This is a genomic window from Methanococcoides orientis (genome assembly GCF_021184045.1).
Classification (GTDB): Archaea; Halobacteriota; Methanosarcinia; order Methanosarcinales; family Methanosarcinaceae; genus Methanococcoides; species Methanococcoides orientis.
Genome location: NZ_CP073710.1, coordinates 2,328,347 through 2,353,712, shown reverse-complemented (window position 1 = coordinate 2,353,712; position 25,366 = coordinate 2,328,347). Strand labels below are relative to the sequence as shown.

Annotated in this window: 24 protein-coding genes; 15 read left to right on the top strand and 9 right to left on the bottom strand. The window is 45.9% G+C overall.

Translation table 11 applies throughout. The annotated features are described in order from the left end of the window. Positions 1-60: 60 nt before the first annotated feature. The gene (locus J7W08_RS11445) at positions 61-1,488 is read right to left on the bottom strand and encodes an MBL fold metallo-hydrolase (protein WP_233084564.1); all 1,428 of its coding nucleotides are present in this window, start codon (positions 1,486-1,488) and stop codon (positions 61-63) included. A 194-nt stretch (positions 1,489-1,682) separates the two neighbouring features. On the opposite strand from J7W08_RS11445, the gene J7W08_RS11440 reads away from it, so the two are divergent. The 3 genes from J7W08_RS11440 (at position 1,683) to J7W08_RS11430 (ending at position 4,402) form a co-directional block, all read left to right on the top strand. Next, positions 1,683-2,975 (top strand): MgtC/SapB family protein, encoded by a 1,293-nt coding sequence (locus tag J7W08_RS11440; RefSeq protein WP_233084563.1) that lies wholly within the window; start codon positions 1,683-1,685, stop codon positions 2,973-2,975. A 69-nt stretch (positions 2,976-3,044) separates the two neighbouring features. Continuing rightward, positions 3,045-3,893, top strand: a complete 849-nt coding sequence (gene nudC, locus J7W08_RS11435) for an NAD(+) diphosphatase (RefSeq protein WP_233084562.1) — start codon at positions 3,045-3,047, stop codon at positions 3,891-3,893. A 59-nt stretch (positions 3,894-3,952) separates the two neighbouring features. Then, positions 3,953-4,402: a metal-dependent transcriptional regulator gene (locus J7W08_RS11430; RefSeq protein WP_048193596.1), complete on the top strand. Its 450-nt coding sequence runs from the start codon at positions 3,953-3,955 to the stop codon at positions 4,400-4,402. Between the two features lie 3 nt (positions 4,403-4,405). Here J7W08_RS11430 and J7W08_RS11425 read toward each other — a convergent pair whose 3' ends face one another. Then, positions 4,406-5,056 carry a TfuA-related McrA-glycine thioamidation protein gene (locus J7W08_RS11425; RefSeq protein ID WP_233084561.1) on the bottom strand — a complete coding sequence of 217 codons (651 nt, stop codon included), beginning with the start codon at positions 5,054-5,056 and terminating at the stop codon, positions 4,406-4,408. Positions 5,057-5,060: 4 nt separating this feature from the next. Next, entirely contained in the window at positions 5,061-6,341 is a 1,281-nt protein-coding gene (locus J7W08_RS11420) for a YcaO-related McrA-glycine thioamidation protein (RefSeq protein ID WP_233084560.1), read from the bottom strand. 158 nt (positions 6,342-6,499) lie between these two features. Between J7W08_RS11420 and J7W08_RS11415 the strand changes: the two genes are divergently transcribed. Both J7W08_RS11415 and J7W08_RS11410 read left to right on the top strand, forming a co-directional pair. After that, positions 6,500-6,655, top strand: coding sequence for a hypothetical protein (locus J7W08_RS11415; RefSeq protein ID WP_233084559.1), 156 nt, complete (start codon positions 6,500-6,502; stop codon positions 6,653-6,655). Positions 6,656-6,698: 43 nt separating this feature from the next. Next, positions 6,699-7,877, top strand: coding sequence for a cysteine desulfurase (locus tag J7W08_RS11410; protein WP_233084558.1), 1,179 nt, complete (start codon positions 6,699-6,701; stop codon positions 7,875-7,877). Between the two features lie 5 nt (positions 7,878-7,882). On the opposite strand, the gene J7W08_RS11405 is transcribed toward J7W08_RS11410, so the two are convergent. The 3 genes from J7W08_RS11405 to J7W08_RS11395 form a co-directional block, all read right to left on the bottom strand. Then, positions 7,883-9,925: a CHASE4 domain-containing protein gene (locus tag J7W08_RS11405; protein ID WP_233084557.1), complete on the bottom strand. Its 2,043-nt coding sequence runs from the start codon at positions 9,923-9,925 to the stop codon at positions 7,883-7,885. Positions 9,926-10,196: 271 nt separating this feature from the next. Next, on the bottom strand, positions 10,197-12,344 hold the full coding sequence (gene purL, locus J7W08_RS11400; RefSeq protein ID WP_233084556.1) for a phosphoribosylformylglycinamidine synthase subunit PurL: 2,148 nt from the start codon (positions 12,342-12,344) through the stop codon (positions 10,197-10,199). A gap of 84 nt (positions 12,345-12,428) precedes the next feature. Then, the gene (locus tag J7W08_RS11395) at positions 12,429-12,782 is read right to left on the bottom strand and encodes a DUF192 domain-containing protein (RefSeq protein ID WP_233084555.1); all 354 of its coding nucleotides are present in this window, start codon (positions 12,780-12,782) and stop codon (positions 12,429-12,431) included. 80 nt (positions 12,783-12,862) lie between these two features. On the opposite strand from J7W08_RS11395, the gene yciH reads away from it, so the two are divergent. The 6 genes from yciH to J7W08_RS11365 all read left to right on the top strand — a co-directional run bounded on the left by yciH (position 12,863) and on the right by J7W08_RS11365 (position 17,710). Beyond that, complete coding sequence (yciH, locus tag J7W08_RS11390) at positions 12,863-13,171, top strand: stress response translation initiation inhibitor YciH (protein WP_048193589.1); 309 nt, start codon at positions 12,863-12,865, stop codon at positions 13,169-13,171. 181 nt (positions 13,172-13,352) lie between these two features. Next, a complete protein-coding gene (locus J7W08_RS11385; protein ID WP_233084554.1) occupies positions 13,353-13,715 on the top strand; it encodes a transcriptional regulator in 363 nt (120 codons plus the stop codon). Next, on the top strand, positions 13,712-14,932 hold the full coding sequence (locus J7W08_RS11380) for an Nre family DNA repair protein (protein WP_233084553.1): 1,221 nt from the start codon (positions 13,712-13,714) through the stop codon (positions 14,930-14,932). The genes J7W08_RS11385 and J7W08_RS11380 overlap by 4 nt, the downstream gene beginning before the upstream one ends. Positions 14,933-14,975: 43 nt before the next feature. Further along, a complete protein-coding gene (locus J7W08_RS11375) occupies positions 14,976-15,911 on the top strand; it encodes a tetratricopeptide repeat protein (protein WP_233084552.1) in 936 nt (311 codons plus the stop codon). A 72-nt stretch (positions 15,912-15,983) separates the two neighbouring features. Continuing rightward, complete coding sequence (locus J7W08_RS11370; RefSeq protein WP_233084551.1) at positions 15,984-17,024, top strand: inorganic phosphate transporter; 1,041 nt, start codon at positions 15,984-15,986, stop codon at positions 17,022-17,024. Continuing rightward, positions 17,021-17,710 (top strand): TIGR00153 family protein, encoded by a 690-nt coding sequence (locus tag J7W08_RS11365; RefSeq protein WP_233084550.1) that lies wholly within the window; start codon positions 17,021-17,023, stop codon positions 17,708-17,710. The genes J7W08_RS11370 and J7W08_RS11365 overlap by 4 nt, the downstream gene beginning before the upstream one ends. Here the strand turns inward: J7W08_RS11365 and J7W08_RS11360 are convergent, their stop codons facing one another. Together J7W08_RS11360 and purC are read right to left on the bottom strand one after the other, a co-directional pair. Continuing rightward, positions 17,711-19,144 (bottom strand): protoporphyrinogen/coproporphyrinogen oxidase, encoded by a 1,434-nt coding sequence (locus J7W08_RS11360; RefSeq protein ID WP_233084549.1) that lies wholly within the window; start codon positions 19,142-19,144, stop codon positions 17,711-17,713. It abuts the gene before it with no gap. A 7-nt stretch (positions 19,145-19,151) separates the two neighbouring features. Continuing rightward, positions 19,152-19,862: a phosphoribosylaminoimidazolesuccinocarboxamide synthase gene (purC, locus tag J7W08_RS11355; protein WP_081955720.1), complete on the bottom strand. Its 711-nt coding sequence runs from the start codon at positions 19,860-19,862 to the stop codon at positions 19,152-19,154. A gap of 153 nt (positions 19,863-20,015) precedes the next feature. On the opposite strand from purC, the gene nikR reads away from it, so the two are divergent. From nikR to J7W08_RS11335, 4 genes are all read left to right on the top strand, one after another. Then, positions 20,016-20,438 (top strand): nickel-responsive transcriptional regulator NikR, encoded by a 423-nt coding sequence (gene nikR / locus J7W08_RS11350; RefSeq protein ID WP_048193582.1) that lies wholly within the window; start codon positions 20,016-20,018, stop codon positions 20,436-20,438. 585 nt (positions 20,439-21,023) lie between these two features. Then, entirely contained in the window at positions 21,024-21,923 is a 900-nt protein-coding gene (locus J7W08_RS11345) for an NAD-dependent epimerase/dehydratase family protein (RefSeq protein ID WP_233084548.1), read from the top strand. A 166-nt stretch (positions 21,924-22,089) separates the two neighbouring features. After that, positions 22,090-24,306: a CDC48 family AAA ATPase gene (locus J7W08_RS11340; RefSeq protein ID WP_233084547.1), complete on the top strand. Its 2,217-nt coding sequence runs from the start codon at positions 22,090-22,092 to the stop codon at positions 24,304-24,306. 31 nt (positions 24,307-24,337) lie between these two features. Next, positions 24,338-24,607, top strand: coding sequence for a PRC-barrel domain-containing protein (locus tag J7W08_RS11335; protein WP_048193579.1), 270 nt, complete (start codon positions 24,338-24,340; stop codon positions 24,605-24,607). Positions 24,608-24,626: 19 nt separating this feature from the next. Here J7W08_RS11335 and J7W08_RS11330 read toward each other — a convergent pair whose 3' ends face one another. Further along, entirely contained in the window at positions 24,627-25,310 is a 684-nt protein-coding gene (locus J7W08_RS11330) for a phosphoglycolate phosphatase (RefSeq protein WP_233084546.1), read from the bottom strand. Between the last annotated feature and the right edge of the window lie 56 nt (positions 25,311-25,366).

Genomic DNA, 25,366 nt, shown 5'->3' with positions numbered 1-25,366 from the left:
TCACTTTCTCTTCAAATATTTGATCATAAACTGGTACTTGAGAAAACTCGGAAGTATAGTTCATCCATCTTTCTTTTCTTTCCCGGAAGACAGCCATGGAAGTGCACACAGCGGACAATCTGGGCCAAATCCTGCAGCATTGTAACCGGTCATCCCACCGGAAACATTGTGTACATCACTGAAACCTTTCTGTTGCAGGATACTTGCACCCATACTTGAACGCTGTCCGCTTCCACAGATGACAACTGTCTTTGCATCGGGGTCAAGTTCCTTGTAAGAATCCCTGAGCTCGTGTACCGGAATGTTGATGGCATGTTGTATATGCCCGCCACTGAACTCAGAAACTGCCCTAACATCCACAAGAACGAAATCCTCATCGTCCCTCACCATATTGTCAAGCTCTAAGCTCGATACCTGACAGAGATGTTCTGTGGGAAGACCTGCCATGGACCAGGAGTGCATTCCACCATCAAGGAAGCCGACTATTCTGTCAAGGCCAACCCTGTGAAGCCAGATAGCTGCCTCCGCAGCCCTTTCGGGAGAATCTACAATCAACAATATATTCTTGTCAGGCGGTAGCAGCCAGCCTGAGAACGTGGCAAAATTGCTGTTAAGGTCAATGCTATATGAACCTGGTATGTGACGACCACCAAATGCCTCATAGCACCGGATATCAAGTACTATATTGTCAGGATCATCCAGCAGCCCCAGGAACTCCTCCGAAGGTATTGCTTTCAATGGAGGAAGATCCTCAATAATTTCCGGACCAGCCCTGTTAACATCGCTACACCTGTTGAAATGGTCTGGAGTTGCAGGCATATCCTCCGTAAGTGAACGGATGAAACTTTTCCTGTCACCTATGTTCAATGCATAATTGTAAAGCCTTTCATAGCCGATGGTCGTACTGCGTTTTGCAGCCATTGCCCTGCCACATAATGAGCCGGCACCATGTGCAGGATATACCTCACAAAAATCAGGCAGTTCCAGCAGTTTCCCTTGGAGGCTGTCATAGAGTTTCGAGGCCAGTTCTTCAGCTTTTCCCGGGAACAGGTCAGGCCTGCCAACATCACCTACGAAAAGAGTGTCACCACAGAAGACACATACAGGAACCTCACCGCGTGAACTGTCGGTCACCACATAGGAGACATGTTCAGGCGTATGTCCCGGAGTTTCCAGAACCTCTATGATCATGTCCTCGATCCCAAAGGAATCACCACCTGAGACTTCCATTGCATCGAATTTGCAATTTGCAGAACGTGGAACTACTATCGATGCGCCGGTCTTAGCCTGAATTTCCATGTGACCGGAAATGAAATCCGCATGCAGATGCGTTTCAAGGACATGTGTTATCTTCCAGCCCATCTGAGCCGCAGCATCCATATAAACATCGATGTCGCGACCGGGATCGATCACTGCACAGGCATTGTTACCACCAAGAAGGTATGAACTATGAGCTATTCCACTTGTAAATATCTGCTGAACGATCAAATTAAGGACCTCCCACCCTTTTGAGCCATCTATTAAGCAAATGGTAATTCTAAATGCTAAATATTGATTTCTGAATGCAAGAACTGATGGCAATATCGTAAAGACTTCAAAAACACTATAAGGGTTCATGAGATATATATTATTAATATAAAGTGATCGAAAACAAGATTCTTTTACAACTTTGAGGGTGCGTTGTGTTAACATTTGACCTTGGGTTGGACCCTGAATTATATGATTTTCTGACAAAAGCGATCCTTTCCCTTTTGATAGGAATACTGATAGGTATAGAAAGGGAGCACCGACGCAAGGATCAGGAAGTTTTCGCAGGAGTACGCACGTTTGCAATAGTATGTCTTAGCGGCATGCTTGCAAGCTATGTTTCAGAGGTGATGAATATCGCCATACTGCAGATTACCACGGCACTGGTTGCAGCCTCCTGTTTTGTGCTCGTATACAGGATATACACAGCCAGCGGAAAGCTTGGGATGACAAGTTCCATCGCCCTGTTCTCAACTTACTTGCTTGGTGTGCTGGTAGCCACGGGACGTTACCTTTTTGCCATTATAATAGCTGTGCTCATTACTTTACTGCTAATTGAGAAAAAACCGCTTCACTCCTTTGCACAACATCTCTCAGATGAGGAAATACTCAATGCGGTCCAGTTCCTTGTGGTCGCTTTCATTCTTTATCCACTGATGCCGGAAGAACCTGTAATGGGAGTTCTGAACCTGAAATCGGCAATCCTTATCGTGGTACTTGTCATGTTCATCGGTTTTGTCAGTTACATTTCCCTCAAAAGATTTGGAACCCGGGGAGGAATAACATATTCGGGACTATTTGGAGGGTTCATAAGCAGTGAGGCAACCACCGCTGCACTTGCAAACATGTCAAAGAGCAGATCCACCCTGATGGACGCACTGTACATCGGGATACTGATGTCAAACATCTCAATGATAATCAGCAACACCCTGATCGCATTGATAGTAGATCCCAGTGCAAGTACAATGCTCATGATGCTACCTCCGCAACTGGCAATGCTCATCGTGACGACCGGGATCGTCATAATAAGAAGAAAAGAAAATGATATTATGACCGAACCGCTGGAGATCGGTTCACCATTTGCACTGAAACCTGCTTTCAGGTTCGGTGCGATCTTCACAGTGCTTCTTGTCATCACCAGCATTTCAAGCGAATTCCTCGGTACTGCCGGAGTCTATGCATCGGCACTTGGCGGACTTGTCAGCAGTTCGGCTGTAACTGCATCCGTTGCTGCACTGGCATTCAGTGGGAACGTATCATACAGTGTGGCTGCACAGACCGCAGTGATAGCAGGGATCATCAGTACGCTCAACAAGCTGGTCCTTGTAAGGATATCCGGATCAAAGGAGCTCTACTACCGCTCAAGAAATACAATGTTACTGATAGCTATTGTGGGCATATCCACATTGTACCTGTGGAGCAGCTACACCAGCAATATCGGATTCTAAAGATCAAGGGAAAGACTATATGCATTAGATGTGAACACCTTTCAAAACATCCCTTATGAAGTGATATCAATGAATACACAGTACCGACCTTCTTTTGCAACTGAAGAACTGGTGTTCCATGGCGATGAGAGCAATACAGAAGGAAAAGCACTCTATTTCCCTGTGCATCAAAGAAAGATATTGATAGATGCTGAAAGACACCCTGATGACTATTTTTCATGCTATCAAAAAAAGCATATCTCCGACGGCACTGAAGTTATCTACATCGGAACACTTGATGGAGTACCATGTTACTGTTTTGAACTTAAGGAAGAACTTGAAGAAGGAAATATGCAGTACTTTGGCCTGCACGACCTCTATGGTGCAATTGATGAGGAAATGCTCGGTATCGCTTCCAGGGCAGTCCAAATGGCTGACTTTTACCGCACCCACCGATATTGCGGACTGTGTGGAGGAGCTGCCCACTACGTACCGGAAGAAACCGGAATGCAATGTCATAATTGTAACCACATAACGTACCCGCGGATAAGCCCTGCAGTCATAGTACTGATAGAAAGGGAAGATCACCTTCTTATGGCCCGCTCAAAGAATTTCCCTGATGGAGTCTATGGCCTTGTGGCAGGCTTTGTAGAAGCCGGGGAAACCATCGAGCACGCAGCTCACAGGGAAATAAAGGAGGAAGTTGGCGTTTCCATAAAGGACCTGAACTATTTTGCAAGCCAACCCTGGCCTTTCCCGTCCTCGCTAATGATAGGATTTACAGCGGACTTTGCAGAAGGGAAGATCGAAGTCGATGCTAATGAGATCGAAGATGCCTGCTGGTTCCATGTGGATGACATTCCGAAGCTTCCGGGAAAGAAGAGCATCTCACGTGCCCTCATTGACCATTTCATAGACAAACACGAAAGTTGCAAATAAAACAGACGGATCTTTGGTACCCACGCAAATTTTAAATAAATCTGTGTATAATCCTCCATATGGATGATATAACAGGATTGGAACTTTCGCCAAGGAAGATCGAATACCTGAAATACCTTTTTGAAAGGGGTGACAATGTACGCACCACCGAGATATCCAACCACATGAACGTGGACCCTTCCACCATTACCAAAGCTATCAATGAGCTTGCTTCATCAGGATATGTCAACCATGTTCCTTACCGGGGTTTCAGTCTTACGGAGAAAGGAAAGGATTATGCACACTTCCTGTTGAGAAGGCACAGGATACTTAGCCTGATGCTTAACCATTACGGGCTCACTGCAGAGGAATCGTGTGCAGAGGTTGCAAGGTTTGAAGGCTATGTGTCAAAAAAGGCCATAAATGCCATTTGCGATTCAATGGGACATCCAACCATAGGAGTTTGCGGCAGGATCGAACATGACAGCTGCAACCTTAAACATGAGCACCACGAAAAAAAAGATGAATAAGATTTATTTGCCTGCTTCGAGGATCTCTTTTACCTTCTGAAGCACCAATACTGCATCTTCCCTTTTTACATCTGAAGCATTGTTCCTGCAATATTCCAGAAGAGGCTCACGATCTTCCAGAAGTCCTTCCTCAACTGCTTTTTTAATTATTCCAAGGTAACTTCTCTGAGGATAGTGGATGCTTTTTGTTATCCTGATAAGACCTTCGCAGATCTCACTATCAATAATGCCTTTGACAACTGCTTCCCTGAAGGTCCCCCTTATGTTAACAAGGGGTGTTGAGACCTGTTCAAAGGTTTCGGGATTTGTTGTCACTGCAACCTCATCATCCGCCTCGATGACACCATCCCTGTACCAGCTATAGACCTTGCCCACACCGATCATGCCATGACTGTCAAGCTCAGAAGCACGCAACGCACCCATACTGCATCCACCAACTACCTTGATACCTTTTTTCATCGCACGGATTATTTCCTTGTGGGCTACTGCAGCCCTGTCAAAGAAAACACCATCGATGATACCAATTACATCATAGTCCTGACCTGACACCTTATCGATGTCGCCTCTTGCCACAGGTGGCAGGTAAACTGCATCAAGGATAGCCTTTGAATCTTCATGGCTGATACTCGTACCTGCAAAGATAACTGCTCTCATTGGATCACTTTTGTTTGCCGAACCTTCTTTTCCAGGGTTTCTCGCCAGATGTGGATCGTTTGCGTCCTTGTCTCACACGATGGCCTACACGTTCACGGTCAAGCGTGTACTGCTCGAATCCTGGAATTATTACCCTTACAACAGGAACACCTACTTTCTTGCGAGAAAGGTCGACCACAATGACACTGTCAGTGATCTTGCGCAGTTCATCGAGAACAACATCGATGTTCTCTGCAGGAGTTGACCTGGAGATATCAGTCAATTGTCCGGTTGTGACGGAGTCGGCTCCTTCATACCAGAAATTGTTCATCCTCTTCATGCGCTCATAACCTATCTGCCTCACAAAAGATTCCCTGTCAGTGTCCTCGCGGGCACCGTGGATCTGCACTACCCTTGACTGGGCAGCCTCGGTGATGGCTCTCCGTATTGCGATCTCAGGTTTCAGGTGTGAACCTGCACCCATTACAAGCAAAGCAGGATCTTTCAGGTCAAGGTCATCTGTAGCTGCCACAACAGAGGTTATGCCTGTATCATGTGAAAGTAGCCATAGTTTGAGCTGTACTCCGTTCGATTCGAACTTCTTCATAAGCTCATAGTTGATACCGTCCTCTTCGGTAAGGACAATTTCCCTGCCCGGATTTCTGTTGAACTCGGCAATGCTCAATGCATCACGCTCGATGACCTCAAGCAGACCGTGCAATATTGCTTCCTCTATGACATTTCCCGATGCAAGGCCGTTGGTATTGCTTCTGAAAAGCCTTGCGGACATTCCCGGAGAATCATATGGATGATATACTGCATTTGATGGGACATAGACCTCCTTCTCACGTAAGAGGTCCCAGGCCTGAGTCCATTCTACCAGGCTTTCAGGAGGTAGAGGCTCGGCCAGGAGAAGGCTATGCGGATCAAGAAGTTCACATTCCTTTGCTGCATTTTCAACAGACTCAATGAACTCTTCTGCGAGAACATCCTCGACAATATCAGCATTTACGCCTACACGCTCCGCAAGACATCTCTCAAAGCTCTCCATCATAGCCGAGATCCTTGCCTGTGTCTCGCTTGCCCCTTTACCGGAATAGATAGAAATAGCACCTTCTGCAGCTGAAGGCCTGATGGCAGAGAATACCGGAATGCCTATCCGGTCCAGATCGGTGATACTGGCTATCCTTGTAACCCCTATCTCTTCAAGGTGGGGTTTGGTGTTACCAAGAGTTGTCTCCTCGTCAAAAACTCGCTGCGTACCATCCATATACTGTAATGATCGATCGATTGGGATATGGGACATGTTAATCGGAAGTCTTTTGCAACTTATATTTCTTGCGACAAAACTGAGAAATACATTACCCAAAAGGACTATATATTATAGAAACATAATGTTATGTTTAAGCCATATACAACAGGCTAAATTTTTAAAAACTTAATTGAAGAGACAGGAGGAAATATATGATGAGAAAAATCACGAAAATAAGTGATGAATGCAGACGATGTGAAGAAAACGGGAAATACCATTCAGTTGTAAGTGGCCAAACCACTGAAAATCTGAATGCTGAAGAATTGGAACTTTGCAAGTTCATTCTCGGCGGAATGCTGGCAAAATAACGCCTGCAAAACATATTTTTAGCTATCTTGCGTAAGGAAGTGTATGTATGATATTCATTCCGTACGCAAAGATTTCCCAGTCCTTGATGAAGTGATCTATCTGGACAATGGCGCTACAACCCAGACGCCTGTCCCGGCAGTTAATGCCATGAATGATTACTTCTTCAAGTACGCAGCAAATCATGGCCGCGGAGCTCACAGGCTAGCCCGGCAAACTACTGATAATTATGAAGATGCAAGAGACAGGGTTGCAGATTTCCTGAACACTACACCAGAGAGCACAGTCCTGACCAAAAATGCAAGTGAAAGTATTAACATGGTCGCCCTTGGAATCCGGTGGAAAGCAGGCGACCACGTTGTTACAACCCTTGTGGAGCATCATTCCAATCTCCTACCCTGGATGAGATTAAAGGAAAAAGGTGTCGAGATAACCATCGTGGGGTCCGACAGGGAAGGATGTGTGGACCCGAAAGATGTTGATGCTGCAATTACTGACAGGACAAAGCTCGTCTCTGTCAACCACGTATCCAATGTATTCGGCTCGATCAGAGATGTTGAGAAAATAACACAGATCGCACAGAAAAACGGCGCGATGGTACTAGTGGACGGGTCCCAGTCAGCAGGACATATGCCTGTGGACATCAAAAAGATAGGTTGCGATTTCTTTGCCACACCCGGACACAAGGGACTGCTCGGCCCACAGGGAACGGGAATACTCTGCATCAAAGATCCTGATGTCCTTGAACCAACCTACATTGGCGGAGGCACCGTCCATGCTGTCACTACAGAAGGTTATGAGCTGGAACCTTCTCCTTCAAAGTTCGAAGCAGGTACACCGAACATCCCGGGAGTTATAGGCCTTGGCCGAGCTGTTGAGTATGTGCAGGAGATAGGTGTAGAAAATATAGAAAAATACGAGAAGGAACTAACCACAGATGCTGTAAAACGTCTTGCAGAGATCGAAGGCGTAGAGGTCTACGGACCAAAGGACAGGACAGGAGTCGTCCCTTTCAATGTGGAAGGTATGAACCCGCATGATGTTGCCATGATACTGGACGAGACCAGGAAGATCTGTGTTCGTAGCGGTTACCACTGTGCAATGCCGTCCGTTGACATGCTGGGAGTTGAAGGGACAGTTCGGGCATCCTTTGCATTATATAATACAGAAGAAGAAGTAGACTCATTGATAGAGGGTGTTGAGCAGATAACAATGCTCGCCTGAGCTTTTTAGCTCTGCTCATTTAGGGATGTGCTAACATCCCTTTCGAATGGCAAGGAGACCGTAAAGGTGCTTCCTTCCCCTTCCGTACTTTCCACCTGTACATAACCACCATGCAATTCCACGAACTTCTTCACAAGAGAAAGACCGAGACCGGTGCCTCCCACCTCCCTGGTAGTCGATGAATCAATCTGAACAAATGGCATAAACAATCTACCGATATCTTCCTGAGCAATACCAATACCAGTATCTTTCACAAAAAAGTCAAGATATTCACCGGATTTTTTTGCACCAAGTGTTATATTCCCGTTATCCGGTGTGAACTTAACAGCGTTGCCCACAAGGTTATTGAGAATCTGGATGAGCTTACCCCTGTCAGCATTGATAGAAACATCTTCCAGATCAACGCTCACAGTAACAGAAAGGTTCTTTTTAGTTGCAAGTGGAGCTATGAGGCTCCTTACATTTCTGATCACATCGCATACAACAACTCTTTCATATGACAGATGTATTGTTCCGGCTTCTACTTTTGATATGTCAAGGAGATCATTGACGATCCCAAGAAGATGACTACCACTGTCATAGATGTTGCACACATATTTTTTTTGTTTTTCGTTCAATTCACCAAAAGTACCGGACAACATGACATCTGAAAAGCCGAGAACTGAATTTAAGGGAGTGCGTAACTCATGACTCATGTTAGCAAGGAACTCAGACTTTGTACGGCTTGCAGCTTCAGCTTCCAGTTTTGCCTGTATAAGAGCATATTCTGCAGCTTTGCGATGAGAATTATCCGTAATTATCGCAAGCACATCCTCTTCACCGTATGCCAGGATTCTTGATTCAAGATTAAACATCCGATCCCCGACAGGGAAGTTGTATTCTACAACTCCAATTTCCTTAGACCGGACAACATCCTGCATCCTCCTTCTCGCAAGCTTTGCAGCATCTTCAGGGAGGACATCATAGATATTGTTAACATCCAGAGAGGAAAGGAGAAACAGATCATCATTCTGTGGATAATTGCGGTGTAGGATGGTACCATCAGGCTTCATTTGAATGATCAAAACCGGTATAGCTTTCAGAATAGCACTGTCCTTAGCTTTGTGCTTTAGTATATCTTTGTGCGTCCCTTCAAGCTGCTGTAGCATCGAGTTTATGCAATCAGATAAGTAGGAAAGTTCATCATCACCCAGCATATGCAGACGGGAAGAGAAGTCCTTACCCATTCCAATGTATTGTACATCCTCACTAAGAATTGAGATACGCCTAAGCACGGTCTTGTCCAGGAAGAACATCAGCAAAAAACCAAAAACAACACCCACAAAGAGAAGTGCCAGAATAAAATAATATAATGTCTCTGACCCCTGTTTTGTTATCGAACGAGGAGTTGTGGTCTTGGCAGCCATTGCTGGAGCACCAAAAACATCATGTATCAAATAATAGCCTGCAAGCACATCTTCATCAACAGATTCTATGAAAACGTCAGAAGAACCTTCATCCCAAGTTCCCGGAGGTAGCTGTGGATCAGTTGGAGGTAGTAGCTCTATCGAAATACCCGAATCTCCTGTAAGATAGGATAGTTCATCAGAGTCTAAAAAACGTCCCATAAACAAAGTTCCGCAAACCGGACCATCACCGTTACTTTTTGTAATTGGACATGAGGAGATAAGCAACAAACCTTCCGGCAAATTAAGGAAACCGGATGTGCTACAATTTGCGTCTGCAGGGCTGGTCAGACAATTTGAAAATGACAGAAACTCCAGTATATCACCAGATAATGGCTTCAGCTCATTATTTTGTTCATCAAAAGTTGACCCGTAAACGACATCCCCGGAAGAATCGAGATAAACAACAAGATCAAGCGGAATGATCGCAAAAGTATCTACGACCATATTGGATCGGACATATTCTTCATCATGGGATAAAATGAATTCATAAGAATCATCCCACATAGCATAGTCAAGGTTTACCGCCTCCAATGACTTCAGATCAGATTCAATGAACCCTCGCATCCCGTTAGCATCTTTAACTGCCTGCTGCTGTTCCAATTCAATATAACTTCCCTTTAAAATTAATTGGGAAAAACCAGTAATAGCAAAGATCATAAAAATAAACATGATCCCTACCACAAGCAATGTTTTATGACGAAGAAGCATAATGCACCTATGGGAGAGGTGAATGACAGTCCAATTATAAATATATTGTCATTTTAAATACTGCAAAATCTGTAAAATTGATGACATTTGGCATGCATTTGCGCAATAGAAAGACTCAAACTTGAAAAGAATAAAAGAATAAAGAGAAAGAAGATAATGGAGATTATTCCATCATCAATCTTGTGAGACTTGCCCTTGCTTCTGCAATCTCATTCAGGGAAAGAGAGATGTCAAATTCCCTTCCCTTTATGCGTAAGTCATTTCCGCCAACATTACCGATGACGGAATATGGGATATCACCAAGCATTTCGACAACCTTGTCTTTCTCAGAGGTCACAAGGAGAGCCCTTGCATGGGATTCTGAGAACAGGATATCATCAGGCCTGAGATCTTCACAGATATCTGTGATGTCGATGTTTGCACCAATTTCATTGCACATCTCAGCAAGAGCTGCTGCAAGTCCACCGGCAGACACATCATGAGCTGCTACGACATTTCCACTTCTGATAACATTTATGATGGACTCTACCATCTTTGGAGCGTCTTCACGTACCTTTGGTGCACGACCATTGCTCCTGAGGCCTTTTATTTTGTAATATTCCGAACCGCCCAGTTCATCAAAGGTGCTTCCCACGAGGATCACAGAACTGCCCTCCCCTTCAAAGAAAGAACCAGGGACGGTCTCAATATCATCGGTTATTCCGATAAGACCGATTGATGGTGTTGGTACGATAGCTGTGCCGTATTCACCACTCTCATTGTAGAGGGAGACATTACCTCCGACAACCGGTATGGAAAGATCCCTTGCAGCGTCACCGAGGCCGAGGATCGCCTGCTTGAACTGCCAGTAGATATCAGGTCTTTCAGGGTTACCAAAGTTGAGACAATCCACAAGGGCTATACCCTGTGCACCTTTTACAGCAAGGTTCATGCTGTTCTCAATGAGGGTTCCTTTTCCACCTTCATACGGGTCAAGAAGGGTGTGACCCGGATTGCAACCACAGGACATTGCGAGACCCTTGCCATCTGCAATGCGAAGGACTCCTGCATCTGAACCTGGTTTTTCAACGGTACGGATCTGAACCTCATGGTCGTACTGCCTGTAGATCCAATCCTTTGAGGCAATGTTATGAGATGAAAGAATGTCCAGTACTGCCTGTTTCAGGTCAGCTGGAAGTTCCGGCTTGTCGCCGATGTCACGTTCCTGAGGAGCTGTTGATGGACGTTCAAAGGTAGGTGCACCTTCTGTGAGAAGCTTGACAGGCATATCTGCGACGACCTCACCTTCGAACTCGACAGTGTAATAGAGACGCTCTGTAAGCTCACCGATCATGCTGGCATGAAGGTCATACTTCTTCGCGATGTCAAGAAGCTCATCCACGTTCTCAGGCTCGACCTCAAAGAGGATACGTTCCTGGGACTCGGAGATCATGATCTCATAAGGGGTCATTCCTGACTCGCGAAGTACCACATTGTCAGCCACCAGGCGCATTCCCAGATCGCCTTTGGATGCCATTTCAGAGCTTGCACCTGCAAGACCTGCAGCACCAAGGTCCCTGCATGAAAGCACATGACCGGTACCTATTGCCTCAAGTGTTGCCTCGATCAGGAGCTTTTCGGTGAAAGGATCGCCGATCTGGATGCTTGGACGGTCTTCTGCCTCTGCTTCTTCAGAGAGGTCACGAGAAGCAAACGATGCGCCACCAAGACCATCGCGTCCTGTGGTAGAACCCACAAGGACCAGTTTGTTGCCTGCCTTCTGTGCACAGGCAGTTACGATGTTCTCCTCACGGGCAAGGCCAACACAGACGACGTTGACAAGTGGATTTCCACTGTAGGTCTCGTCAAAATATGCTTCTCCCCTGACGACAGGAACACCGATACAGTTACCGTATCCTGCAATGCCTTCTACGATATGCTCAAAGAGGTAGAGGTTCTTAGGAGTGTCCAGCGGACCGAAATAAAGAGGATCCATCAGTGCGATAGGTCTTGCACCCATGGAAATGATATCACGCACAATACCACCAACACCAGTTGCGGAGCCGTTGTAAGGGTCCACATATGAAGGATGGTTGTGGCTTTCCATGCCGATCGCAAGTACCCAGCCATCACCAAAGCGGATAATTGCGGCATCATCACCAGGTCCGATTATCACACGGTCGCCAACAGTTGTAAAGGTCTTCAGCAAAGGAGCACTGGAACGGTAGGAGCAATGCTCACTCCATAGGTTCAAAAAGCATCCCTGTTCAACAAGGTTTGGTTCTCTGCCCATCTCTTCTGTTATGATCTTCAGGTCATTTTCCGGTAACATTTGTGCGCCTCATTATATAAGGAGTATGATTTAGGCTTAAATAAACCATAGATTAGATAAAGATTTCCAACGGTAATAACAGTTTCAGAGTTCATCGAACATAACCTGATCGCCAACCGAAAGATCCGAACGGGAAATTGTGCCTGCAGGAAGCTCTATTATGTACTTCACTTTTTTACCGGAGTCACCCAGACCCACCCATGATCGAAGATAAGTGGTCTTGACGATTCGTTTTTCATCATCCAGGAAAAGAACTTCAAGAGGAAAAGGAACAAAAAGCATATGCAGGGAGATCTTCTTTGGAGAAGAGAGAACAAAAATCATAGCATAGCTATCCGGAACAGAGCTTCTGAACATCAGGCCCTTTGCCTGACTGAGCATGCTTTTAGCATATTCAACATCCGATGCGATGGTATAACCATTAGATTTTAATAGCATAGTTGACAAGATACAATATCTGTTTATAATTTATATAAGTAGTATACAGGTGAGTAAATAATCGGAGGAAATACCAGAAGATGAGTTCAGAAATGTGCCCGGTTTGCGGTTTGCCATCAGAGCTATGTATATGCGAAGAAGTGGCAAAAGAGCAACAGCGAATTACAGTGAAAGTGAACAGAAGACGATACGGTAAAGAAGTAACAGTTGTGGAAGGATTCGATGCTAACGAGATCGACCTACATGAACTATCCACATACCTTAAATCAAAGTTCGCATGTGGTGGAACTGTAAAAGGAAGTGCCGTTGAACTACAGGGCAACCATCTGACCCGTATGAAGGAAGTCCTTGTCCAGAAAGGTTTCTCTCCGGAACAGATCAAAGACTGATCAAAGAATATGCACATTGTGCATCATCAACTCATTTAACTTTTCGAATACATAACATGGCCATACAAAATTGCCATGTTTCCTTTTTTAAATTTAAAGGCATCCACCCATAAAGCTGAAATGCTCAAACTTGAACGCCTGACGAAAAAAGACATATAGGACGAAAAAAGGAACTATAATTATGAAACCTACCTGCGAAATAATGGTACAGAAAGTATTACCTGCCATACGTGCCGAACTTGCACGTTCCATGATGATCGATCATGGATGTACCCAACAACAAGTTGCAGATATATTAGGCCTTTCAAGAGCAGCTGTCTCCCAGTATGTCAGTGCAAAAAGAGGAGCAGAGGTTGGTTTTTCAGACGAGACCGTGGAAGAGATAAGAACATTTGCCACAAACCTTGTGAACGGGTCCTCTGACAAAGTGTTGACCGAAGGGATGTGCAATGTATGCAAGTTCGTACAGCGTTCAGGTTGGTTATACAAAAATGTACCCGGAGCAGAATACTGCATCCTTTGCAAAAGTGACGAGGAAGATTGAGCAAAAGCCTTTGTATTAAATGTAAGGGAAAAGGACTTTGCGGGCGACCGCTATGTCCCATCCTTGAAAAATTCAGGTCAACCGAGAATACCACAGCGACGATCTCGGCAGACGGTTCTGTTTTTGGTGCATCCCCACCAGCTGTTTTTGTAGGAAGATACGGCTATCCCCAGGTGAAAGCAGGTCCGATGATACCACCCCAGGTGGATGCAAAGGATGCCATGGCACTTGAAGATCCAAAAGAGTGGCTATCCATGGATATCCAGGATGTGATATCCGCCCGTTGCCAACTTGTCAGGGCAAACACCACCATCAATATAAAAGATGCGATGAAGCCCCACAAATTGCTGGAAAAATCACAGGAGCTGGCTCTCTCCAAATCACCGGTAGACACAGAGGCATGGTTCACGAAACCCCTTCAACAAAAACTGAAGTTTGACAGTGTCCTGACACCAATGGGGCCTTCAGGAGCAGTAAAGGACTTCGATATAGCAGAGAACCCGAAGGTCCCGAAGAAGGTCGACTACCTGGCATATGATACTGATGCACTTGCAAAGGATGTCGTATGCGAACTTTTCAGAAGCGACATACCTACCGAACATATCACAAGGCTGCTTTCAATCGGTCTTCTGGGGCAGCAGCGCAAGCTTGTACCCACCCGATGGGCCATAACCGCGACCGATGATATGGCAGGAAAGGACATCATCGACCGTGTCCGGGATATGCCACTTGTCAGTGAGATATCCGTGTTCAGTGGCGGATGCTTCGGCAACTATTTTGAGATAATGCTCGTTCCAAGAGTGTACTCCTTCGAGCTTCTGGAGATCTGGATGAAACGGTCCGTCTGGTCAGGCGGATCCTCCTGGATAGGACAGGACATGGAAGACATCAATGGCAAGAAAGGATACTCGAACCTTGCAGGTGGTTACTATGCAGCCCGCATCGCTGCCCTGGAATATATGGAAGATGTTGGCAGGCAGGCGTCGGTGTTCATGATAAGGGAGATCACACCCGAGTACTGGGCACCACTGGGCGTCTGGGTCGTGCGGGAAGCTGCCCGAAATGCAATGTCATCCATCCCCCGCACCTTCGAGACCATCGAGGAGGCTCTTGATGATATGGCAACGCGTGTACGTACACCTGCGCCGGAATGGAAAGCTAAGACCAAAATGCTTTCAGACGTCCGTTTCCAGAGAACACTTGACTCTTTTTTGTAAGCTTTCCGCAAGACATTAAAATGGTACGATACAATTGGGCATTATGTCTGAGAACCAAGACAATATGTCACCACAGGAACTGGCAGATTTCCTGCTTAACAAAGTACGTCTTCTGTGCAGGGAAAGCCAGCATGAGCAGGCGCTGGATGTTGTGGAGCAGGCTATCCAACACGCCCCGGACCCCACAGTAGCATGGCTTATTAAAGGACAGATCCTCTTTGGACTTCACCTTCTTGATGAAGCCATTGAAGCTACCGAAGAGGCGCTGAAACTGGGTGACGATGCAGAAGTGCTCAAACTCAAAGGCAATGTCCTTGCTACAAAGGGAGACCTTGCAAGTGCACTTAAGACATTCAACAAACTTGCCGAGATCGCTGCCGATGATGCTGATACTTACTTCTTAAGAGGCAGCATCCTTGCGGAAATGGAAAATGCGGATGAGGCGATCGCAAACTTTGATCAGGCCATAGAGCTTAAGCCCGATATGGGACATGCATGGTACAACAAGGCAATGGTCTTTTTCAACTTAGAAAGATATGGTGCAGCGATCGGCGCACTGGATTCTGCAATAGAGCTGATGGAAGATGCCACTGAACCTATATTCATAAAAGGAGTGGCACATCGAAGACTCGGACAAACAAAGGATGCACTGGAGTGTTTCCTTACAGCTGCCGAGATATGGGAGATGAAAGCACTTGTCACCAATAGTCCGGATGCATACATGGATGCCCTGAATGCGATCGAGAGCGCCATTGAGATAGATGTGACCAACGTGAACCTCTGGAGGCAGAGAGGGAAATTGCTATACAAGCTCGGACACAAAGAAGAAGCAAAGGAAATACTTGCAAATGCCGCTGAACTTTGTGTACAGGAAGACAACATCCCAGATGCATTGAAGACCTATGAACTTCTGCTTGAACTTGAGCCTGATAATGAAGAAGCACAAAAGGCAAAAGAGGAGATAGCAGCCATTGCATGAAAAAATGGATATTGATACATTTATCACAGATGGAACCTTATCGGCGTGAAGAGTAACATAAGGAAGAGAATTATGATAGAATTATTAAACCCAATTGTGGTTTTATTAGTGCTCGCGGGTCTTTATATGGCCTGGAACATAGGGGCCAATGACCTTGCTAATGCTATGGGGACATCGGTTGGAAGCGGAGCGCTCTCACTCAAACAGGTAATTATAGTAGCTGGTGTCTTTGAGTTCGTCGGAGCTGTTTTCTTCGGAAAGAGGGTCACATCCACCATTGCAAAAGGAATTGTGCCCATTGATGCCATAAAGGCGATCGATCCAAACCTTGTGGCCATAGGGATGCTTGCAGCAATTCTGGCAGCTGGATTCTGGATCACGTTCGCTACATTCTATAACCTGCCGGTATCAACAACACATTCGATTGTGGGTGCAGTCCTTGGTTTTGGAATTGTTGCAGTATACCAGGACATTATTTTATTCTCAGACATAAACTGGGCAGTGCTGATAAAAATAGTAGGCAGCTGGCTGGTATCCCCTGTCCTGGGAGCTATATTGGCATACCTGATATTTTCAGTTATCCGGGTACTACTACTGCAAAAAGCGGAGAACCCGTACCACATCGAGAAGAAGTTCGTATTTCTGCAGGTAGGGACCGCCTGTTTCATTGCGTTCGCACATGGTTCTAACGATGTTGCAAATGCTGTTGGACCACTCTATGCAGGCCTTAATGCACTTAACTTAGCAGAAGCAGTGGTGCCTATATGGGTGCTTATTGTTGGTGCCATAGGAATGGTGATCGGACTTGCAACATGGGGATACCGTGTTATCGAGACCATTGGTACAAAGATAACCGAACTTACCCCTACAAGGGGATTCTCAGCAGAATTTGCAACTGCATCCGTTGTCGTCCTTCACAGCTATAGTTCCCTGCCGATCTCCACCACACACACCCTCGTGGGTTCAGTAATTGGTGTAGGGCTTGCAGGAGGTCTTGCTGCTGTTGACCTTAGTGTTATAGGAAAGATCATTATGTCATGGATCATCACAGTGCCTGTTGCAGCACTTACATCGGCACTTGTCTTCGTGGCATTATTGGGGGTTGGATTATGAAGAAAATGGAATACATACGTTCTGTACTTGACGTGTTTGCCAGATCGCCTTTCAAACCGCTATACCTGCACGCATCCAAGGGAGTGGAAACTGTAAGGATACTGGACCAGGCAGTCAACGCATACTGTAGTAACATGCCACTTGTAGAAGAGCTAAGCCATCAGATAGACGGCATCGAGCATGAGGCAGATATCATTAAGCAGACTATCAGGGGACAGCTATCATCTTCCATTATGCTGCCTGTAAAAGCAGAGGACCTGCTCAATTTCCTTAAGCCGCAGGACTCCATTGCAGATGTGGCACAGGAAGCTGCATTTATACTGACATTGAGACCCTGCGATATGCCGGACCCAATAAAGACAAGACTCTGTGAGCTATCAGCACTTACACTTGAGACAGTCGAGGCATACGAGAAACTGGTGGATTCATTAAGCGAACTTCTGGAAACATCCTTCAGTAAACGTGAGGTTGAAGAGTCTTTGGTACTGGTACCTACTATTGAAGAAATGGAGCACAGGGTAGACCTCATAGAGAAAGATCTTCTCAAAGAGATATACTCACATGAAGAAGAGCTGGGTGCTGTGGGAGTGTTCCACCTTGTAGAACTTGTGCGTACCATTGCAGATATCGCAGACAAGGCAGAGCATGCAGCCGACAGGCTAAGGACAATGATACTCAGACGGTGATCAGTGAAGATTACCGTCCTCGTTTAGTACTTTCAATAATTCAATGACAGAATAAGCAGCCCGGGTCACACCCATGCTGCGCTTGTCAGTATCCGTTCCTGCAATGTACAGGTTCTTAACAGGGGAGCGGATATCAGCAAACTTACCATCAATGGTCACTGCTGCCTTTTCGGGAACAAGTAACTGATCGTGGTTCATTTCCACGCGGTCCTGTATGGAAGGGATCGCACTGTAGATGGTCTCATAAGCATTCTTTATTCCTTTTTTTACATCCTCGTTCTCATCAAGGAAGAAAGCAAACCCAACAAGTTGTTTGTCCTTGGGAGCAAGAGATGCATCATAATTACTGATGGGCATGGCCCAATACGGGGTGTCTTTGAACCAGATCTCCGAGCCCATGTAATTGAACTCATCCATGACCCTGTCAAGACCCAGCCATACAGTAAGGCTTTTGCTATGAACGATGCCATCCAGAAGTTCCAGATATGATGAAGGCAGATCATCCATAAGGGATGGTAAAGATGATGCAAAGCCTGTGTATACCACAAGATCGCTTTCATACATCTCATCCGCTTCGACTCCATATGCTTTACCGTCCTTTGTAAGTATACGTTCGACCTTGCACCCGGTCTTGATCTCCACAGATGAAGGAAGGGAATAAAGGATGGCATTAAGCAGTGCCTTCAGACCTTTACGAGGATAGCCCTGCGAGATGTGAACCTTGTTCGTGGCAAGCCTTCCAAGACTGGAAACATTGTTGATCCTTGAATGGAGAGATGTGTGAAGATTCGAAGGAAGGACGGACTGGAGAATTGACTCCGGGCGTGGTACTTTCTCTTCTTTTATGAATTCCTCGAACTGCTCCTGTGTTACACTGTCCCTGACAAAACTGCTGCCTGCAAGTACTCTCTGGGCAGAGGTCTCACTCATGGAGCGACCTGAGAGGAAATAGGAGATCGCATCTGCAAACTCATAGGTCTCCTTTGAGAGGTTTGCCGGAAGGGAGTCAGAAACAGACTGTTTCGAGAGATCGACACCGAAAGAGGAAAGAGTAAGAGCTTTTGTGATGGACTGAGTAATAGCAAGACGATCAAGCCTTGGGAACACATCAAAGGTCACGAAGTCACGAATGGTGGATGGTACCTTAAGGAAACGGTCCTCTGTCCTCACATAATAGTGACCATAGTTCTCAAAGACCGGCTGGTAATCAAAATAATTATCCATCAGGCGCCTGAGCGGCCCTTCTACAAGATGAGTGATAGCATGGGGACCGGTGTCCACCTGATAACCATCTACCGTATAGCTGTTGCAGTTTCCCCCCACTTCATGCATCTTTTCAAGCACGAGCACTTTCTTTCCATGCTTGGATAATGTAAGTGCAGTCAGCAGCCCACTTGCGCCGGCTCCGACCACGATGACATCATATTTTACCATTTACCCCTCAGAAGATCTCAGGGACAAGGCGACGTGCAACCTCTTCATATGCTTTTGAAAGGTCACCCTTATCGAACCTGAAAATATCCTTATCCATGGACGCTCCGGTCTCGACATCCCAGAACCTGCAGGTGTCACATGAGATCTCGTCTGCAAGTACGATCTCGCCGTCCACCCTTCCAAACTCCAGTTTGAAGTCAGGAAGCAGGAAACCTTTGCTTTCAAAGTAGCTCTTGAGGATGTCGTTGATCTTGAATGCCATACTGCGTATGTAGTCGATCTCTTCGCGGGTTGCAATGCCCATTGCGACAGCAATATCATCGTTGATCATCGGATCGGCATACTCGTCGCTCTTGTAATCAAATACCAACACCGGTTCCTTGAAAACAGTACCCTCTTCTATCGGATACTTGCGTGTGATGGAACCTGCTGCGATGTTCCTTGGAATTACTTCTATGAGAACGATCTCCACTTTCTTCACGAGCATCTCTGTGTCGGAGACCATGCCAAGATAGTGTGTCTTGATGCCTTCTTCCTCAAGCATCTCGAAGATCTTCCTTGAGATCTGGGCGTTGTAATAGCCTTTCTTTGCTGCCTCGCTCTTCTTCTTTCCGTCAAAAGCGGTGAGACTGTCCCTGAACTCTGAAATAAGCTCAGAGGGGTTGTCAGTCTTGTAGATGGTCTTAGCTTTGCCTGAGTAAAGTTCTTCCGTTTTCATGAAATTCATCTCCGGATTTTAACTACTATATAGGAATGCTGAATATAAATACATGTGCTATGTGTAATTTTTAGGACAGAAACGCAACAAACATAAGAAAAATGATACATAATGTTATTACCTTTTATGCCAATTACGCGCTTAGGTGAAAAAATGGAACAGGAACTTATGAGAATAGGAGTGTCACTTCCGGACAACCTTCTGACCAAATTTGACTCGATCATTGAACGCAGAGGATATTCATCCCGCTCCGAGGGGATCAGAGATGCCATTCGGAACTACATAAACCAGTATGAATGGATGAGCGACATAAGGGGGCGCCGTGTTGGTACTATCACTGTTATCTATGATCATACAAAAAGAGGGCTTTCCAATGCTATTGCAGATATACAACACGATTATTCAGAGCTTATAAAATCTTCCGTACACATCCACCTTGACCATGACAATTGCCTTGAAGTAATAATATTCGATGGGGAAGGGGAGCATGTAAAGGATATGGATGAGAGGCTCATGGCGCTTAAAGGTGTCAAATACGTTAAGCTCAATACAGCACCACCGGCAGAAAAGATCTAAAGTTCTTTTCACTTTTTTTCTTTTATAGATCATAAGCTAATGACCTGAGTCAAAGTTCTCAAAAATAGAGGGGATGAAGGGGGACTGGATATGTCCCCCCGATTCGGTCATATAAATGACGAAACAAAGAACGTTTTTCTCGTACGATAATACCACTGTACAACGCAATAGCATTGATCGTACGCTAGCCCCCACTACATAGCAATAGTATATTAGCGTTTCGAATGTTTTTTTGCATGTGACTATTATAATTATTATGAGATATAACCGATTGTAATAAAATGAAGGAAAGAGCTGAAACAACATGAAACAAAGAATAGGAGATAGGTGGAACACCCCCATAGTCCCACCGTTCGCACATTCTGTGCCCCCCATACCACCAAAGTCGTACCACCGCGACCTTTGATTTTAAGAAACACAAATTTTATCGTTAAATTGCCGCATCTTTTATAATATATAATAATAAAATTATTATATATTAACATTGTGAATTATGTTTTAACGTCCTTAGTCCCATTATGATCATCCAGGTCAAGATGTCACATCCCCCAAATAATTATAAACAAAGCACCCGTTGTATATGTTATGCAAAGGATCCTCATAACAGGAGGCCTGGGACAGGTCGGAAGTTACCTTGTTGATCGATTCCATGAAGACAATGAAGTTGTTGTATTAGACAATCATTCATCCACCACACAGGAAGATGTGCCTGAAAATGTGGAAGTGGTAAAGATCGACATTCAGGACGATGTTTCGGATCTTGTGAAGAATTCCGACATACTTATACACACCGCTGCTCAGATCAGCGTTGCAAGATCTATGGAGGAACCTTTTTTCGATGCACAGAACAATGTAATGGGCACACTTAACCTGCTCGAGGCGTCAAGGGATGCAGATCTTGAGAGGTTCGTATATTTCAGTTCAGCTGCAGTATACGGAAACCCCGTAAAAGTGCCGATCAGCGAAGAGCACCCGCAAGACCCTCTTTCACCATATGGTGCCAGCAAGCTCTCAGGTGAGAAATATTGCCTCATGTACAACAGGGCATACGGGTTACCCACTACATGCATACGACCATTCAACATATACAGCCCCCGACAAGACCCTTCAAATCCCTATTCTGGAGTTATCTCAAAGTTCATGGAGAGAGTGAGAAACAGTCAGAACCCGATGGCTTTTGGCGATGGGGAGCAGACAAGGGACTTTATCTCAGTGCATGATATTGTCAACATAGTGGAACTTGTCATTGACAAAGAAGAAGCTGTTGGAGAAGTGTTCAACGCAGCGACCGGCAAGAGTACCACGATCAATGAGCTTGCGAGCATCATTATAGAACTCTTTGAAAAAGATGTTGAGATAGAGCACAAAGAACCACTTGCAGGAGACATCCGCCACAGTGTTGCAGATATTTCAAAGGCACAAGGACTTGGTTTTGTACCGAAGGTGGACCTTAAGCAGGGACTTGAAGAGTTCCTTAAGATATGATCAGAGACTGACAACGGGGAAACGTATCAAGGTCTTTTTTAGTTTCATATTGCTGGCATACCAACACCATCGCCGGATGTAGTGGAATGCAAAAGCAGAGCATAGAACCAGATATTATTTATGCCTTGGACAGAATAAAATAGTAAAACAATTAAGGATGAGACCAATGGAAGAACTACAGATCAAAGTAGAAAAAGCACACCCGATCGATTTCGGGCGTGGAATCATAAGGCTTGATCCGAGCACTTTACTCAGCTTGCAACTTTCGCCAGGGGATATCGTTGAGATAGAAGGCAAGAAAACAACGGCTGCAAAGGTCTGGCGTGCAGACAGACAGGACTGGGGACAGGGAATTGGTCGCATCGACGGATTCACCCGGCAGAATGCCGGCGTTGGCATAGGGGAAAGGGCCTTTATCAAAAGGGCAGAAGTCACCCCTGCGGAGAAGGTAGTACTTGCACCTCCCGAAGGAATTACAATGGAATTCGGGACAAACATCCAAGCCATTATCAAACATAATATCCTGAAACAACCCTTTGTTGCAGGTGATGTCATTCCGATAACAAGTTCGATGACACAGCCAACACCGGGTAACCAGGCAATACCTCTTGTTGCTATCGAGACAACACCTGAAGAGGGAATACTTATCATTACTGAAAATACGGAGATCGAACTGCGCCAGAAACCTGCAAAGGGCTATGAGGACGCTGCCCGCGGTATCGCCTATGAGGATATTGGCGGACTTGGTGATGAGATCCAGAGGGTACGCGAGATGATCGAGCTGCCCCTCAAGCACCATGAGATCTTCCAGCGTCTTAATATCGAGCCTCCAAAAGGAGTTATACTGTACGGCCCGCCAGGCACCGGAAAGACGCTTATTGCAAAAGCCGTTGCAGGCGAATCAAGGGCAAATTTCCACTACATTGCGGGACCGGAGATCATGGGAAGGTTCTACGGAGAAAGTGAGGAACGCCTGAGAAAGATATTCGAGGAAGCTGCAGAGAATGCACCTTCTATTATATTCATAGATGAGATCGACTCCATCGCACCAAAGCGTGAGAACGTAACCGGGGAAGTGGAGCGCAGGGTGGTTGCCCAGCTGCTCACACTTATGGACGGTATGGAAGAGAGGGGACAGATCGTAGTTATCGGTGCCACCAACCGTGTGGATTCCATTGATCCTGCACTGCGCAGGCCGGGAAGATTCGACAGGGAGATCGAAATCGGCGTGCCTGACAGCGATGACCGTCTGGAGATCTTGCAGATCCATACCCGTGGAATGCCGCTTTCAGAGGATGTTGAGCTTGAATACTTTGCAGATCACACCCAGGGATTCGTGGGTGCAGACCTACTTTCACTTGTACAGGAAGCTTCCATGAGATCCTTAAGAAGGATCATACCGGAGATCAACCTGGACGAGGAAGAGATACCCGACGAGGTCCTGGAGAAACTTATAGTCACCACAGAGGACCTGGAGGATGCCCTTACAGAGGTCGAACCTTCAGCAATGAGGGAAGTGCTGGTAGAGATACCTTCCATTAAATGGGATGATGTAGGGGGTCTTGATGAGGCAAAGCAGGAAATTGTGGAAGCTGTGGAATGGCCTCTAAAGCGTCCTGACAGGATAATGGAGATGGGCATCAAAGCACCAAAGGGAATACTCCTTTATGGCCCGCCAGGCACCGGAAAGACACTTATGGCACAAGCAGTGGCCAACGAGTCCAATGCGAACTTCATCAGTATCAAGGGACCACAGATGATCTCCAAGTTCGTGGGAGAATCCGAAAAGGCGATCCGTGAGACATTCAAGAAGGCAAGGCAGGTCTCACCATGTATCATATTCTTCGATGAGATAGACTCCATTGCAACTACCCGTATGGCCGACAGCGAGACCGGAAGAGCTTCACAGCAAGTGGTGAACCAACTGTTGACCGAACTGGACGGACTGGAAGCACTGAAAGAAGTAGTGGTAATTGCAGCTACCAACAGGCCGGACATGATAGACCCTGCACTGATGCGCTCAGGAAGGTTCGACAGGCTCGTCCTTGTGGGTAACTCCACAATGGAAGGAAGGGAGAACATATTCAACATACACACACGCAATATCCCGCTGGACAGCGAGGTCAGCATATCAGAGCTTGCAGCGATGACCGAAGGGTATGTGGGAGCTGATATCGAGGCTGTATGCAGGGAAGCTGTGATGCTTGCACTGCGTGAGAACTTCGAAACGGAGTCTGTGAAAAAGAGTCATTTCCTTGCAGCAATGGGCAAGGTCAAGCCTACTATCACCGAGGATATGGCTGAATTCTACGGCAAGATGCAGGAAAAACTAAAGGGAAGCACCCATAAGCAAGAAACAAGTTCTTATATGGGATATATGTAAATAATCTGTTAATTACTTAGGGAGACGAAAGATGGCAAAAGTGTTTGCAAAGAACCTGTCCAACAAACAGGTAATGGCTACTGACGGAACCGAGCTTGGCATATTGAACAACATCGTAATGGATGGAAAGACCGGAGAACTGGAAGACCTCATCGTTAAGCCTGATATCGGCCTTGACACTTCTAAGTACCAGAAGGACGGTCAGTACATTATTGTACCTTTTGAATCCGTGAGCGCGATAAAGGACTATATCGTAGTGGACAAGGTCCTGGCAAAGGGACTCCCATACGATCGTCAGTAAGGTCCTTTACTTTTTTCTTTTATTCCAGCAGGCCATTGGAAAGAGCATATTCGATGGCCTCCAGCGCACCCTCACCAAATGAGGCTTTCGTTATCATGGATGCTGCCTGCCTGGCTTCATCATCAGCATTACCAACAGCTATGCCAAGGCCTGCCTCACGCATCATCTCAGCATCGTTGCAGGAATCACCTATGGCCAGGAAATCAGAGGCCTGAATACCCATTAGTTCGGCCACTGTGTGAAGCCCTGTCCCCTTGTTCATGTTACTGTTCTTGATGTGAACAGCATAGCCAGTGTCGATAATCTCCACATCCATACCGTTGCCCTCAACGATCCTGCGAAGCTCTGAAACATCCATACCCCTACGCAGTACGACCTCGGTCTTGCGGTATGTGGCATCGAGCTTTACCAGATCAAAATACCCGGATAGCAGATCATATGCTTTTTCACATTCCTCCATGCCATCGGCTATGATGGAAGGACTGTCAAACCCGGTGGATACAACACCACCGTTCTCTGCAATCACCATACCGCTGATGCCGATGAGCCTGGCTACAGCGTGAACGTAACAAAGAGGATTACCTGTGGAAAGGATGACAGGAACCCTGAGCTCACGGAATTTCTTCGCGACCCGAAGGTCCAGTGTCCTGTCGTGATTGGTTATAGTTCCGTCAATATCAACTACAAGGGCTTTGAAGACCATGTATTCAGATATGACGGAAGGTATCTTAAACTTATTCTTGAGGGTTGTCTTAAGAT

What these genes read in the sequence shown, in the direction of transcription:
- nudC (WP_233084562.1), top strand. Translation starts at nt 3,045, where the DNA reads ATGAATACACAGTACCGACCTTCTTTTGCAACTGAAGAACTGGTGTTC.
- J7W08_RS11430 (WP_048193596.1), top strand. Translation starts at nt 3,953, where the DNA reads ATGGATGATATAACAGGATTGGAACTTTCGCCAAGGAAGATCGAATAC.
- J7W08_RS11425 (WP_233084561.1), bottom strand. Translation starts at nt 5,056, where the DNA reads ATGAGAGCAGTTATCTTTGCAGGTACGAGTATCAGCCATGAAGATTCA.
- J7W08_RS11420 (WP_233084560.1), bottom strand. Translation starts at nt 6,341, where the DNA reads ATGTCCCATATCCCAATCGATCGATCATTACAGTATATGGATGGTACG.
- J7W08_RS11415 (WP_233084559.1), top strand. Translation starts at nt 6,500, where the DNA reads ATGATGAGAAAAATCACGAAAATAAGTGATGAATGCAGACGATGTGAA.
- J7W08_RS11410 (WP_233084558.1), top strand. Translation starts at nt 6,699, where the DNA reads ATGTATGATATTCATTCCGTACGCAAAGATTTCCCAGTCCTTGATGAA.
- purL (WP_233084556.1), bottom strand. Translation starts at nt 12,344, where the DNA reads ATGTTACCGGAAAATGACCTGAAGATCATAACAGAAGAGATGGGCAGA.
- J7W08_RS11395 (WP_233084555.1), bottom strand. Translation starts at nt 12,782, where the DNA reads ATGCTATTAAAATCTAATGGTTATACCATCGCATCGGATGTTGAATAT.
- yciH (WP_048193589.1), top strand. Translation starts at nt 12,863, where the DNA reads ATGAGTTCAGAAATGTGCCCGGTTTGCGGTTTGCCATCAGAGCTATGT.
- J7W08_RS11385 (WP_233084554.1), top strand. Translation starts at nt 13,353, where the DNA reads ATGAAACCTACCTGCGAAATAATGGTACAGAAAGTATTACCTGCCATA.
- J7W08_RS11375 (WP_233084552.1), top strand. Translation starts at nt 14,976, where the DNA reads ATGTCTGAGAACCAAGACAATATGTCACCACAGGAACTGGCAGATTTC.
- J7W08_RS11370 (WP_233084551.1), top strand. Translation starts at nt 15,984, where the DNA reads ATGATAGAATTATTAAACCCAATTGTGGTTTTATTAGTGCTCGCGGGT.
- J7W08_RS11365 (WP_233084550.1), top strand. Translation starts at nt 17,021, where the DNA reads ATGAAGAAAATGGAATACATACGTTCTGTACTTGACGTGTTTGCCAGA.
- J7W08_RS11360 (WP_233084549.1), bottom strand. Translation starts at nt 19,144, where the DNA reads ATGGTAAAATATGATGTCATCGTGGTCGGAGCCGGCGCAAGTGGGCTG.
- purC (WP_081955720.1), bottom strand. Translation starts at nt 19,862, where the DNA reads ATGAAAACGGAAGAACTTTACTCAGGCAAAGCTAAGACCATCTACAAG.
- nikR (WP_048193582.1), top strand. Translation starts at nt 20,016, where the DNA reads ATGGAACAGGAACTTATGAGAATAGGAGTGTCACTTCCGGACAACCTT.
- J7W08_RS11345 (WP_233084548.1), top strand. Translation starts at nt 21,024, where the DNA reads ATGCAAAGGATCCTCATAACAGGAGGCCTGGGACAGGTCGGAAGTTAC.
- J7W08_RS11340 (WP_233084547.1), top strand. Translation starts at nt 22,090, where the DNA reads ATGGAAGAACTACAGATCAAAGTAGAAAAAGCACACCCGATCGATTTC.
- J7W08_RS11335 (WP_048193579.1), top strand. Translation starts at nt 24,338, where the DNA reads ATGGCAAAAGTGTTTGCAAAGAACCTGTCCAACAAACAGGTAATGGCT.
- J7W08_RS11330 (WP_233084546.1), bottom strand. Translation starts at nt 25,310, where the DNA reads ATGGTCTTCAAAGCCCTTGTAGTTGATATTGACGGAACTATAACCAAT.